Source organism: Leptospira paudalimensis (assembly GCF_026151345.1).
Classification (GTDB): domain Bacteria; phylum Spirochaetota; class Leptospiria; order Leptospirales; family Leptospiraceae; genus Leptospira_A; species Leptospira_A paudalimensis.
In genome coordinates, this window is record NZ_JAMQPR010000001.1 from 3,233,508 (window position 1) to 3,245,904 (window position 12,397).

The 12,397-nt window shown below is 36.0% G+C and carries 14 protein-coding genes and 1 pseudogene; 11 read left to right on the plus strand and 4 right to left on the minus strand.

Going from position 1 to position 12,397, the window contains the following annotated elements; genetic code table 11:
* The first annotated feature begins 9 nt into the window (after positions 1-9).
* Positions 10-333 (plus strand): DUF1330 domain-containing protein, encoded by a 324-nt coding sequence (locus tag ND855_RS14940; RefSeq protein ID WP_265359001.1) that lies wholly within the window; start codon positions 10-12, stop codon positions 331-333.
* On the opposite strand, the gene ND855_RS14945 is transcribed toward ND855_RS14940, so the two are convergent.
* Entirely contained in the window at positions 330-839 is a 510-nt protein-coding gene (locus tag ND855_RS14945; RefSeq protein ID WP_265359002.1) for an acyl-CoA thioesterase, read from the minus strand. The genes ND855_RS14940 and ND855_RS14945 overlap by 4 nt on opposite strands.
* A gap of 88 nt (positions 840-927) precedes the next feature.
* On the opposite strand from ND855_RS14945, the gene ND855_RS14950 reads away from it, so the two are divergent.
* On the plus strand, positions 928-2,820 hold the full coding sequence (locus ND855_RS14950) for a putative bifunctional diguanylate cyclase/phosphodiesterase (RefSeq protein WP_265359003.1): 1,893 nt from the start codon (positions 928-930) through the stop codon (positions 2,818-2,820).
* 97 nt (positions 2,821-2,917) lie between these two features.
* Positions 2,918-3,829, plus strand: a complete 912-nt coding sequence (locus tag ND855_RS14955) for a cation diffusion facilitator family transporter (RefSeq protein WP_265359004.1) — start codon at positions 2,918-2,920, stop codon at positions 3,827-3,829.
* A gap of 2 nt (positions 3,830-3,831) precedes the next feature.
* On the opposite strand, the gene ND855_RS14960 is transcribed toward ND855_RS14955, so the two are convergent.
* Positions 3,832-4,434 carry a glutathione S-transferase family protein gene (locus ND855_RS14960; RefSeq protein WP_265359005.1) on the minus strand — a complete coding sequence of 201 codons (603 nt, stop codon included), beginning with the start codon at positions 4,432-4,434 and terminating at the stop codon, positions 3,832-3,834.
* Complete coding sequence (locus ND855_RS14965) at positions 4,418-5,074, minus strand: DAPG hydrolase family protein (RefSeq protein ID WP_265359006.1); 657 nt, start codon at positions 5,072-5,074, stop codon at positions 4,418-4,420. Before ND855_RS14965 ends, ND855_RS14960 begins: the two co-directional genes overlap by 17 nt.
* 129 nt (positions 5,075-5,203) lie before the next feature.
* On the opposite strand from ND855_RS14965, the gene ND855_RS14970 reads away from it, so the two are divergent.
* Entirely contained in the window at positions 5,204-5,869 is a 666-nt protein-coding gene (locus ND855_RS14970) for a TetR/AcrR family transcriptional regulator (RefSeq protein WP_265359007.1), read from the plus strand.
* 33 nt (positions 5,870-5,902) lie between these two features.
* Here the strand turns inward: ND855_RS14970 and ND855_RS14975 are convergent, their stop codons facing one another.
* The gene (locus tag ND855_RS14975) at positions 5,903-6,979 is read right to left on the minus strand and encodes an MltA domain-containing protein (RefSeq protein ID WP_265359008.1); all 1,077 of its coding nucleotides are present in this window, start codon (positions 6,977-6,979) and stop codon (positions 5,903-5,905) included.
* A gap of 210 nt (positions 6,980-7,189) precedes the next feature.
* Here ND855_RS14975 and rpmH point away from each other — a divergent pair, with 210 nt between their 5' ends.
* From rpmH to ND855_RS15010, 7 genes and pseudogenes are all read left to right on the plus strand, one after another.
* Positions 7,190-7,351: a 50S ribosomal protein L34 gene (gene rpmH, locus ND855_RS14980; RefSeq protein ID WP_081431642.1), complete on the plus strand. Its 162-nt coding sequence runs from the start codon at positions 7,190-7,192 to the stop codon at positions 7,349-7,351.
* A gap of 26 nt (positions 7,352-7,377) precedes the next feature.
* A pseudogene (locus ND855_RS14985) lies at positions 7,378-7,683 on the plus strand (ribonuclease P protein component); the annotation flags it as partial.
* Positions 7,680-7,907, plus strand: a complete 228-nt coding sequence (gene yidD, locus ND855_RS14990) for a membrane protein insertion efficiency factor YidD (RefSeq protein ID WP_015676762.1) — start codon at positions 7,680-7,682, stop codon at positions 7,905-7,907. The pseudogene ND855_RS14985 and the gene yidD, both read left to right, overlap by 4 nt.
* A gap of 3 nt (positions 7,908-7,910) precedes the next feature.
* Complete coding sequence (gene yidC / locus ND855_RS14995; protein ID WP_265359009.1) at positions 7,911-9,860, plus strand: membrane protein insertase YidC; 1,950 nt, start codon at positions 7,911-7,913, stop codon at positions 9,858-9,860.
* A gap of 28 nt (positions 9,861-9,888) precedes the next feature.
* On the plus strand, positions 9,889-10,620 hold the full coding sequence (jag, locus tag ND855_RS15000; RefSeq protein ID WP_108960139.1) for an RNA-binding cell elongation regulator Jag/EloR: 732 nt from the start codon (positions 9,889-9,891) through the stop codon (positions 10,618-10,620).
* Entirely contained in the window at positions 10,613-11,998 is a 1,386-nt protein-coding gene (mnmE, locus tag ND855_RS15005) for a tRNA uridine-5-carboxymethylaminomethyl(34) synthesis GTPase MnmE (RefSeq protein ID WP_265359010.1), read from the plus strand. The genes jag and mnmE overlap by 8 nt, the downstream gene beginning before the upstream one ends.
* Positions 11,999-12,079: 81 nt before the next feature.
* Complete coding sequence (locus tag ND855_RS15010; RefSeq protein WP_265359011.1) at positions 12,080-12,331, plus strand: hypothetical protein; 252 nt, start codon at positions 12,080-12,082, stop codon at positions 12,329-12,331.
* The last annotated feature ends 66 nt before the right edge of the window (positions 12,332-12,397 follow it).

The window sequence follows — 12,397 nt, forward strand, 5'->3', positions numbered from 1 at the left end:
AAAATCCTTATGCAAAAAGAAATTTTATCATTCGAAACAATTGTAGGCCTCCAAGTCAAAGATGAAAGTGTATATGCTGAATACCGAAACGCAATGAAAGGACTGTTGGAACAATATGAAGGTGGATTTCGGTATGATTTTAAAATTGCTGAAACTCTAAAAACCGAAACCGAAAATCCAATCAACAGAGTGTTTCTGATTTATTTCAAAACCAAAGAAAAAAAACTTAGTTTCTTTGCGGATCCTGAGTATAAAAAGATTAGAGAGAAATACTTTATTCCATCGGTCGAATGTACAACGCAAATTGCAGAATATGATCGATATATAAATTAAAGAATCTTTCGACTCGCTTTGATTTTTGCTGCAAATTCTTTAGCCATTTCAATTCGCATTTTTCCTTCCGCAAACCTTCGTTTTTCGAGATCTGTATCTAATTTTAACGGAGGCACTGGAGCAGGTTTTTTGTTCTCATCCAATGCAACAAACGAAAGATAGGCGGTAGTAGCTCTCACCATCTCTCCAGTGTATGGATTTTCACGATTCACCTGCACACCCACTTCCATAGAAGTTGTTCCTACATAATTCACCATTGCTTTTAAATTGACATGGTCTCCAATTTGGATGGGCGTTATAAAATTGATACGATCAATACTGACTGTCACCGCTTCTCTTCCGGAATGCCTTTGGGCAGCCATGACTGCAATTAAGTCAATCCAACTCATGATTGCACCACCGAATGCCGTTCCGTAATGGTTGGCATCATTAGGTAAAACGACATGTCGAGTTTCTACGGCTGATTCTTGAGGTGACTTGGGTGATAATTCATTAGGAGAGGACACAATGAGGATAACTTAGTCTTGACGTTTCGTTTCGAAAAGACTTTTTTAAACATGCCGACCTTAGACAAATTTTGGAAGTAGAGGACAAATGATCACTGACAAACGAAATTACGTCTATTGGTTAAAATTTAGAAAGGACACAGGTCCCCTACTCAAGAGATTTTTAATCGCTGCTTCTGGGTTGTTTTTAGTTGCTGCGTGTTTGCATCTAACACCCCTCTTTACAAAATCAGGTGAAATTGATTATATCTTTTTTGCTGTCGATTTAGGAATTTCAATCTTATTCATTTTTGAATATTTTTTAAAAAACAAAATTTCATTAGTCATTCGAGTTCTCACTTTAATCTTTACAGCTATCTTCATATCTGTTTTATCTTTTTTAAGAAGTGGATTACTAGGGACAGGTGAGATTTCTCTTGCCTTCATTATCATTTCTTTTTTTGTATTTTTACCTCCCATTCCAAGTCTTTTGTCAGCACTATTCATTTCTATTGTTCCAGTTATTTTTGGAATCTTTGTATACCATTCTATTGTTATATTTCCAGACGAATTAGGAATACGAAATCAAAGCCCAAGAGAATGGTATTTTAAATCAGTCAGTTTAATCATTTTTTCCATACTTTCTGGATTTTTGATCCAAAGGTTACGAGCAAAATTAATTAAAAATATTGTATATTTAAAAGAATCCAGAGCAAAAATTTTAAAATCAAAACAACATATCGACAAACTAGCATTTTACGACTCTCTCACACAATTGCCAAATCGTTATTCATTTGAGCTCTCCATTCAAAATAGAATCGATAATGGTTCAAATGAAGCTTTTGTCTTACTCATTAATATCAAAGGGATTAAAGTTATTAATGCATTACATGGTATCAGTTTTGGGGACCAGATATTAACACTAATAGGGAATATATTAAAACAATACACTTCTGAACGTCCAAATACAATCGTTGCTAGTTTAGGTGGAGATGAATTCATTTTATGGATCGAAAATTCTGCCAGGAATAGGATTGAGGAAGCAATTGTTAAATTTGATTTAAATAATAACCAAACTTTAACACCGGATAGACTTGGCCATAGACTCCAATACAGAGTTTCTGGAATTCATTTTCCATCAGAAGCCAATCATTTGGACGAAGTCATTCGAAAACTTTCCATTGCGATGAATGTAGCCCGGGAAAAATCAATGAACCATCTGGTTTGGTTCGAACCGGAAATGGAAAAGAAAATAGAAAGGGAACAAAAATTAAAGAACCAACTAGAAAAAGCAATTGAGTTCAATCATTTTAAAATTGCCTACCAAGAAAAGGTAGATATTTCAAACAAATCAATTGTTGGGTTAGAGGCACTTGCCAGATGGACGGTGCCAGAATTAGGTGAGATATCTCCAGATGAATTTATCCCTATCATTACTAAATCAGATTTGATTGTTCCTTTCGGCAAAAAAATATTCGAAAAAGTAGTCAGCCAAATTCCAAGTTTACAAAAAGTTTATGGCCAAGAGATCAAAATTTCGATCAACATTTCACCAATCTTCTTTTTATTTCCTAATTTTAATGATTATATCATCACCTATTTAAATCAAAATTCAATAAATCCAAAAAATCTAATCTTTGAAATTACTGAAGATATCTTTATAGATGAAATTGAAACCATCCAAAGTATAGTTTCTAACCTCAGGTCAAATGGAATCTCGGTTTCGTTAGATGATTTTGGTAAAGGATATTCATCACTACACTATATGCAAAAAATTCAATTTGATGAATTAAAAATCGATAAATCATTTTTAGATGAAATTGCTACATCCGATCGTAATTTTTTACTTTTGGAATCAATATGCCATTTGGCTGATTCTTTAGGATTAAAAACTATTGCAGAGGGAATTGAAAGAGAAGAACAAATCCTATCTTTAAAAAAAACATCCTGTCATATCGTCCAAGGTTATCTTTACTCAAAACCAAAAATCTTATTTGAATGAAATCCAATTGCATTACAAAACTTATCGATGAATTTATCGATTTCATTCCAACACTTTACTAGTTGCATATTAATTCAATCAGTGTTACTTTATCCTTATGGGACATGGACACAATCATTCCAATCACAACCATTCACATACTGACATCTCTTCCTCTTCTAAAAACTTAGCTTGGGCTTTTTTCTTAAATTTATTCTTTTCCTTATTTGAATTGGTTGGAGGAGTTTATTCCAATAGCATCGCTATTATATCAGATGCGTTTCATGATTTTGGCGATGCTCTTTCACTTGCATTTGTTTGGTACTTACAAAAGGTTTCAACAAGACCAAATGATCTTCATTTTGATTATGGATACAGGCGTTTTTCGATATTAGGTGCTTTATTTATATCTGTATTGTTAACTGTTGGATCCATCTTTATGATCATTGAATCCATCAAACGATTTATTTCCCCTGCGGAATCAAAAGCTGAAGCCATGTTTGTCCTCGCAATTGTTGGTGTTGTTGTGAATGGAATTGCGATGGTACGTTTAAATCGTGGATCTAGTTTTTCCGAAAAAGCCGTTTTTTTGCACTTCCTCGAAGATATTTTGGGTTGGGTTGCTGTACTCATTGGTAGTATTTTTATGTATTTTTGGAATTTACCTTGGTTTGACCCTTTGATGTCTCTTGGAATTGCAGTTTGGATTTTATTCAATGCTTATCGGAATACAAAACAAGTCATGCGTGTATTTCTGCAAGGAGTGCCTATCTCACTCAATCGATCCGAACTCATTGCACATTGGGAAAATATCAAGGGAGTCAAATCAGTTCACGATATTAAAATTTGGAGTTTAGATGGAAACCATCATGTTGCATCCCTTCATGTTTTGATGGACAAAAAAATAAACTTAAGTGAGTTTCAACTCTTAAAAGAAGAAATCAGAAAAGTTGCTTCTGAGTTTGAAATCATCCATACGACAATCGAACTTGAAACTGACGCAGAACAATGCAAACTCCAACCTAATTAAACTCAGTTTAGCTTCATAGGTTGGAATGAATCCATCGATTGTATCCTTTTAATCCACATGCGAATATTTGGATAACTTGTTAAGTCGAAACCTCCTTGATGAGCAACATGGGTATAAGCAAATAAACTAATATCAGCAATTGTAAAAATGTCTCCAACTAAAAACGGAGTTTTTTGTAGTTGGAGTTCCATTACTTTTAATGCTTTGTGTCCTCCAACTTGTTTGGATTCATATTCCAAACGTCTCTCTTCAGGTATTCCTAAATAATGTTGTATATACCGAGCTACAGCGATATAAGGTTCGTGACTGTATTGTTCAAAGAACTGCCATTCTAATACCTTTGCCTTTAAAAAAGGATCTTTTGGTAATAAATGACTCCCTTCTGCTAGAAAATGTAATATCGCATTCGATTCTGAAATGACCCTCGCATCATCTAACACGAATATGGGAATTTTTCCGTTCGGGTTTAATTGCAAAAAGGCTTCTGTTTGTGTTTCTCCCTTTTTAATATTTAAATCAACCCATTCATATGGAATGTTGAGGAAAGAAGTTAGTAACTGAATTTTGTAACAATTACCTGATTGGTGATCACCGTAAACTTTCATTCTGACTCCTAAATAATTCGGGTAAAAAATTTTGGAACTGTCCCACTTCTTCAATATTATGTTTGATCCAATATTGACCATGTTTTCGATCAAAGAATAAAAATTCAAATACAGGTCTCAGAATTCGAAAGGATATTCCCTTCCATCCAACAATCAAACAGTTTTCATAGAGTGTTCCATCCTTCGTTTCTTGGAATTGATATTCCATTCGGGCGATGGGAAGAATTCCATACAATTTAGGATTGTGGATAAATCCAGTTTCATCTAATTTTTCAATAGGACTGATGACATTCACTAAATATCGTTTTTGCCTTCCTAAGTATTCCACAATCCGTAACACCGCACCTGGCCCAATTTTACCCGATTCATTTGTTTTTTCATAACTGACATGAACATGATCTTCAGGATGCCAAACATGATATCGATCTAATACCTTACCTTGGTATTCCATTGTACCTTCCAAATGTTGGAACCACCAAACTAACATTCTTGGAAAAACACCTTTCAGGATATCATGTTTGATCCAATATTTGACCCTTCCATCTGCTAATATTTCCCGTCCCGATTCGGCTGATTCCATCGTCTTTGGATTCCATGTTATTCCACGATGAGGAGGTAACCCCAATTTTACAGATTTCATACCTGATTCCCCTTGGTATAGTGAATACTATACTTCTCTTCTTATAAGGTAAAGTAAACACTATACGAAAAATCAATCGAAAAAATTCAGGTTTGGAAAAAATGATGTAAAACGAGATCCATACTTAGAATGAAACTGACCTTAAAAATGCTACAAAGTGAATTTGCAGCGTATCAAAATCCACAATCTGAAAAAGAAAAAGAGATAGTAGATGCAGCAGAGGAAATTTTTGCCGAATTGGGATTTAGCGGTGCAACTACGGCAGAACTTGCTAAAAAAGCAGGTACTACAGAACGAACATTGTTCAAATACTTTCCGACTAAATTTGATTTATACAAACGTGTATTAGCTGGTCTTTTATTGTCGACTATTTTGCCAAATCATATGTCAGACTTAAAAGATAGAATCCAATCACAAAATCCGAATTTTAAGGAATGGTACATTTCAATCTTAAAAGCGAGGTTTGAATCAGTTGCAAAAGAACCTCAAAAATTAAAACTTTTACTCGGAGCCATACTCTTTTCCAAAGACTTTTCTGAAATATTTGGGCAATTATGGAAAACAAATTTATATGATACTTCGATTGAAGCTTATCAAAATTTTCAATTAAAAGGTGAGATCAAAAAGGATTTAGATCTCAATCAAATTGTCAGAGTATCTTTTAGTTTGGGAGCTAGTTTCATCATCACAAAGTTTATATTAGCACCTAAGTTTCCGATTGATGTGGATCGTGAAATCGAATCTATATTTTCAATTTTTTACGAAGGTATATCCAACAGAAAGGAACAGAAATGAAGTATCATTTCAAAAACAAAGATTCGTTTGCTTTTACTTTTCTTTCTTTGGCACAAACAAAATGACTTTTCCCTTTGTGAGTAAATGATTGGCAATTTTGTCAATTCCGGTTTCATTACCCAAATAAAAATCAACTCTTCCTTCTCCTTGGATGGCATTTCCTCGATCATGAACAAACACCAAATGATCGTTATATGTCTGTTGAATTGACTTAAAACTGATAAGCACTGGAAATCCAAGAGGGATTTGTTTATCCATCGCAACAGAACGTTCTGGAACAAGTCGGATCCCTCCACTTCCCAAAGGTCCGATCATTAGATCTGAAAGTTGTTTATTCGGTAGGTTCTCTTTTTCAAAGAAGATATACCTTGGATTTTTCCAAATGGCTTCGGAAACTTCTTTAGGATTTGTCTCCATACAAAATTTTAATTCATATGGTTTTAAACTTGGACAAACTCCTGTTAAATGAACAGCAGGACTCAAATAATCAAATCCATTGTCTGAGGCATAATTGATCCTAAATATTTCTTTTGTTTCTGTTTGGACAAGAGCAGATCCTTCCAATTGTGCTAAATGAAGGTCGGTTAACGTTAGATACACAATCGGTCGGGAAACGGTTTTCCAATGGGATTCTTCTTTCCAATACTCTCTAGGATAAAATTTGGAATGGGTCGCTTTGGAATTCTGTTTTGGTGGGACAAGAGCCGGGTACAAATAGTTCCCACTTGGTTTTGATCTCCCTTGGATTCGCACTTCATAATAACCAGTGATGAGTGGTGGTTCGGAATTGGGTTTCAATTCAACTTCTTTGAATTGTTTTCGAATCTCTTTCAGTAAATCTAAGTGTTTGTTTCCCTGTATTTGTTTTTGGATCTCTCTCAGTGGGAATAAAATATCATTGAGAGTAATGGTTTCCCCTTGGATTAAAAATTTTGTATCCATAGGGAGTTTTTGCAGGTATTGGATCGATTCTTGGATTGCTACTTGTAGGGCAATTGACTCTGACTTCTTATCTAGAATTTTATGATTTGGCTTTGTGGGTCTCGCAGGAAGAGTCCATAAAAACGGAACCAAATAAAGAGAGAATAGGCAAATGAGGAATCGTTTCATTCTGTCCATTGTTACAGGAATTGTTTCAACACGATGGAAAAAAGCGAGTCTAGTTTTATTGGCTAAAACCTGCAAAAATAGTCTTATGTCTCATAAGATATAGAGTGTCCAATCATTTTTACCAATTCCCCTTGACTTCCATGGGGGTACCAAAAACCTTTCAAAAGACCTCATATTTTTGCGATCATATATAGATAAATTAGGTGTTTCATGAAACGTACATTCCAACCGAGTAAAATTAAACGCGTGAGAACTCACGGATTCCGAGCCAGAATGGCTACCCCAGGCGGAAGAAATGTGATAGCGAACAGAAGAAGAAAAGGACGCGCTAAGTTGACTGTTTCCGACGAAAAAATCGGGAGAAAGTTCTAATTTAGGAGCTTCCTTCGGAGACCCTTCGCGACCAAACCAGGATCCAGGAACTCTTTCGTCAGAATCGAAAAATGGGCAGGCCTCCACTTCGTTGGCTTGTTCGGAAAAACGGCCTTCCTTTTGCCAGTTTTTTATTTTGCCCCGATAAAACTCACAAAACTGCCGTTCTTCGCAACCGTTCAAAACGAATCCTCAGGGAACTGGTTCGGAAATATAATTCTGTTCTTCCAGTAGGATACGATTGTGCCCTACTTGTTCAGGTTGGATTTGCGAAGTTATCTAAGGAAGACCGAGAGGTTTTATTCCTTTCGGCACTAAAACAATTCCCATGAATCGGCTGTTTTTGTTTCTCATTTTCCTCTACAAAAAACTGCTCTCTCCACTATTACCACCATCATGCCGATTCACTCCTAGCTGTTCTGAATACGCCAAACAAGCGTTTGAAACCTATCCATGGTACAAAGCGTTTGTTCTTAGCATCATTCGAATTTCTAAATGTCACCCTTATCATGAAGGTGGACATGATCCTTTACCGAAATCTTATAACAAGAGTTAAACTATGCAAAACGATACCAACAACAGACAAGGTCGCTTATTCCTCGCTTTATTTTTAAGTTTAGCAGTATGGATGGGAATCAATTATATCTTTTTTCCACCACAAACTCCGAAACCAAAAACAGTAACTGAAACTGCAAAAACAGAAGGTGCTGATAAAGAAAAAACAGCAACAACTGATCCAAAAGCAGAAATCAAAAAAGCCACAACGGAATCACCAAAACTAAAACCAGTCAAACCAGAAGAGGAAAAAACATTTTCTCTCAAAACTGATTCCTTCTTGGTTCGTTTCTCAAGTTTAGGTGGAAGGATCACAGAATACTATATCAAAGATCATAAAGAACCAGATGGTTCTGACTTTACGATCGCAAAAGATCCGAAATTCCAAATTGAATTTGATGGCCAAACTGAAAAAGCTGTAGAACTCACAAGAGGCCAAGGTTTTGACTTCAACATCATTGAAGACAAAGATACCATTCCTTATTCCGCATATAACCTTGTAAACTTTAGCTCAAATTATAATGCAGAAACAAGAACGGTTACATTCGAAGCACCATCGCTCGATGGTAAATTCACAATTCAGAAAAAATTCCAATTTTTCCCTTCTGAAAATTACTTTAAGTTCCATTTAACTTTAAAAAACAGAACTTCTGAGACCATTCACATTTCTCCAACTAAGTCCGATGTTTACTTTCGTTCCTTTAGTTCCCTTGGTCCCATCTTAAAGAAAAAAGAAGACTTCAATGACCGAGACAATGCACATTACTTCCGTTACTACTATTTAGATGGAAGTTTCAAAGACCATATCGATGGCACAACAACCCAAGGATTTTTTGACAATCTATTTGGTTCCAATGAAGGAAAAGACACTCGTTACGAAATCAAAAAAGGTTCTAACGACAAAGTGGACTTTGTGGGAACAGGAAGCCGTTATTTCATCGGGGTGATTGACCCTCTGGATGACAAACCAGCTGGTGTCCTTTTAGATAACCGAAAAGGAAATGAAACAGGTGTCCTTCTTGTGTATGACAACTGGAAACTAGGACCTGGCGAAGAAGTAAACTTAGATTATGCTGCTTATGTTGGTGTTCGTGAGCTCGATGGCACTGCCTTCCGAGACAGTAAACTCGATCCAAAAATCAACAAAGACTCTGTATTTGCAGGTCTTAGTGAATCACTTGATAAATCCTTTAACCAAGGGATTACAACACCACTTCGAAACGGAATTGTTTGGATCCTAAAAAAGATCTATTTAGTGATTCCGAATTACGGTTGGGCAATTGTTATCTTCGCAATTCTCTTTAAGTTAGCTTTTTATCCTCTGAACAAAAAACAAGCAGAGTCGATGAAAAAGATGCAAGAGTTATCTCCTCAAATCAAACTCATCAACGAAAAGTACGCGGATGATCCAAAACTCAAACAAGAAAAAACGATCGAACTTTATAAGAAAAACGGAACCAATCCAATGGCCGGTTGCCTTCCGATGCTCATCCAAATTCCGATCTTTATCGCTCTTTATACGGCATTCTCAGATACAGTAGACCTTTGGAATTCTCCTTTCCTTTGGATCAAAGATTTAAGTGAACCAGACACTGTATTTACGACTCCAAAATTAGCATTTATTGGGGCTCTTGCTATCAACATCCTTCCACTCATCATGGTAGCAACACAAGTTGTTCAGTCAAAAATGACAACTGTATCAACTGACCCTAATCAAAAGATGATGATGTATATGATGCCTGTCATCATGTTATACTTCTTCTGGTCAATGCCTGCAGGGGTTACCATGTATTGGACCATGCAAAACATTCTCTCCATCGCTCAGCAAGTATATACAAACAAGTTTGTTAAGTCGGACGACAAAAAACCAAATCCAAGCGGGCCAACACCTGCTAACAACGCTTCTGCGGTTGCAAGACCAGGTTTTAGAAACCAAAACAAAAAGAAGAAATGAAATCATTGTTTAACAAGGAAGATCACAGATGAATAATTACATTTTCGAAGCCGAAGGAAAAACGAAAGGGGAAGCAGAAGATTTTACTCTCGAAACCCTTCGTCTCCAAGCAGGCGATTTACGATTCGAAGTAGTTGATTCCGGAAAGTCCGGCTTTTTAGGAATCACACAAAAAAAACCAGCCGTTGTACGTGCGTTTGTTGCTAACAACGATATCCCTTCTGAAAAAATCATACACGGTGTGATCATCACCATTTTGAAAAAAATGGGAATCCCAGCAGAAGTCGTAGGAATGGGTGATGTAGACGGAAAAATTTATGTCGAACTCACAAGCAAAGAATCTGGACTCATCATCGGAAAACGTGGAGGCACATTAGATTCACTCCAATTCCTTCTCAACTTGATGGTTGATCCAAAAATCAGACACAACCGTAAAATTGTATTAGATATCGAATCTTATCGCGACAAACGCGAGTTATCTCTCATTCGATTGGCTAAATCTGTTGCTGCTTCTGTAATTAAATCAGGAAGATCGAAACTACTCGATCCAATGAATCCTTTTGAAAGAAGAATTGTTCATATGGCAATCCAAGAAGACGAAAGAGTCTTCACAAGATCAGAAGGTAACGGAACATTCAAACGAGTTCGAGTAATCTCTGCAAAAGAAAAACACAAATACAAAGATTTGGAAGATCCTTCTAAAAAAGGTCTACCAGTGGAAGACTTTGCTGATGGAGTAGACCAAGAAGATCTTGATTGATACCATTGCGGCATTGTCCACAGCCCAAGGTCCCGGAGCGATTGGTATCCTTCGGGTCTCGGGTTCTTTGGTTTTGCCCATCTCACTTTCTGTTTTAGAAAAAAACGGAACAGCCCTCACCGAAACATTTTTACAAAACCAAAAACGCACCGCCATTTTTTGTGACTTTGTCGAAAATGGAAACCCATTAGACCAAATTGTATTTTTTTATTTTCCAGCACCTAACTCCTACACTGGTGAAGATCTAGCAGAATTCCATCTCCATGGAAATCCAATTCTATTAAAACGTGCCCTACATGTCCTTTTTGATAAAGGAGCAAGACCTGCCTCGAAAGGTGAATTTACAAAACGCGCTTATTTAAATGGAAAAATCAATTTGTCTGGTGCCGAAGCCATTAGTCGACTGATTGAAGCAAGATCCAAATACGAATTGGAACTCGCACAAAAAAACGTATTTGGAGAAATCACAAAGTTAAGTTCGAAAATCAGAAGTGATTTGATTTCACTCAAAGCAGAATGTGAAGCAGAAATTGATTTTTCAACTGAAGACTTAACCTTTGAAAGTTTAGAACAAAGGAAAAACCGAATGGTGGATCTTAAAAATTTATGTTCTAAATTAATTAAAAATTCTGAACGAGCAGAATCTCTCATCTTACAATCGACAGTCGTATTATTTGGAGAACCGAATACTGGTAAGTCGAGTCTGATGAATTTACTCATCGGAAAAGATAGATCCATTATATCTGATGTACCCGGAACCACAAGAGATTATATCGCTGAAGAATTGAGTTTGGATGGAATCCCAATACGTTTAGTCGATACTGCCGGAATCAGAGAGACTACGGATAACATCGAAAAAATGGGTATCGAAAGGAGTAAACGTGAAGCAGACAGTGCCAATGTGAAATTACTTTTGATCGATACTTCTGTCCCATTTGAAATCAATTCATTTCTAAACAAACATAAAGATCGTTTATTTGAATCAATTCTTGTTGCCAATAAGGTTGATGCAAAACATCCAACCTGGAATTTAAAAAATCTAGAAAACATCCAAAAAGAATACAACCTAACCATCTCTGAAATCTCCTGCAAAACAAAACAAGGAATTTCCGAATTGCTGAATTTATTAAAATTAAAACTTACCTCACAAGAGAATACGGAAGATTTAGTTTTGTTAGAAGACCGGCAAAGGTATCACATTCAAAAAATTGAATCTTGTTTATCCGAATCCATCCAACTCATAGAAAACAATGCTCCTGCTGAAATCTATATCCAAGAAATCAATGTGGCTTTGTTAGAAATTGGTCAAGTGAATGGTGTTGTTGAAAATGAGGAAATTCTAGGGCGAATTTTTAGCAAATTTTGTGTCGGAAAATAATTCCGTGAAGATTTAAAATTTAATCTTGTATAATCATCGAATTAGTATCTAATTGGTCGCACATTCGATACGAGGTAAAAAATGAAAAAATTTCTTGTGATTCTCACTCTTTTCTCTTTCAGCAGTTTTGGTTTGTTTGCTCAAACAGAGGCAGACGAAGAGCCTACCATGCAAACAGAAGAGGCTTCTGAAACCGTTAAACCTAAGAAAGATAAAATGAACAATAAAGACGGTGAGAAAAAAGAAAAAAAGAATAACAAAAAAGGCGAGAAAAAGGCTAAAAAAGCTAAGAAAGCCAAAAAAGAGAAAAAAGAAAAAAAGGACGCTGAGTAATCCTTTCTCTCTTAATCTCCAAAAACCCCTGGAAACAGGGGTTTTTTTATTCCGTTTCGATTTGAT

What these genes read in the sequence shown, in the direction of transcription:
- ND855_RS14940 (WP_265359001.1), top strand. Translation starts at nt 10, where the DNA reads ATGCAAAAAGAAATTTTATCATTCGAAACAATTGTAGGCCTCCAAGTC.
- ND855_RS14950 (WP_265359003.1), top strand. Translation starts at nt 928, where the DNA reads ATGATCACTGACAAACGAAATTACGTCTATTGGTTAAAATTTAGAAAG.
- ND855_RS14955 (WP_265359004.1), top strand. Translation starts at nt 2,918, where the DNA reads ATGGGACATGGACACAATCATTCCAATCACAACCATTCACATACTGAC.
- ND855_RS14960 (WP_265359005.1), bottom strand. Translation starts at nt 4,434, where the DNA reads ATGAAAGTTTACGGTGATCACCAATCAGGTAATTGTTACAAAATTCAG.
- ND855_RS14965 (WP_265359006.1), bottom strand. Translation starts at nt 5,074, where the DNA reads ATGAAATCTGTAAAATTGGGGTTACCTCCTCATCGTGGAATAACATGG.
- ND855_RS14970 (WP_265359007.1), top strand. Translation starts at nt 5,204, where the DNA reads ATGAAACTGACCTTAAAAATGCTACAAAGTGAATTTGCAGCGTATCAA.
- ND855_RS14975 (WP_265359008.1), bottom strand. Translation starts at nt 6,979, where the DNA reads ATGAAACGATTCCTCATTTGCCTATTCTCTCTTTATTTGGTTCCGTTT.
- rpmH (WP_081431642.1), top strand. Translation starts at nt 7,190, where the DNA reads ATGAAACGTACATTCCAACCGAGTAAAATTAAACGCGTGAGAACTCAC.
- yidD (WP_015676762.1), top strand. Translation starts at nt 7,680, where the DNA reads ATGAATCGGCTGTTTTTGTTTCTCATTTTCCTCTACAAAAAACTGCTC.
- yidC (WP_265359009.1), top strand. Translation starts at nt 7,911, where the DNA reads ATGCAAAACGATACCAACAACAGACAAGGTCGCTTATTCCTCGCTTTA.
- jag (WP_108960139.1), top strand. Translation starts at nt 9,889, where the DNA reads ATGAATAATTACATTTTCGAAGCCGAAGGAAAAACGAAAGGGGAAGCA.
- ND855_RS15010 (WP_265359011.1), top strand. Translation starts at nt 12,080, where the DNA reads ATGAAAAAATTTCTTGTGATTCTCACTCTTTTCTCTTTCAGCAGTTTT.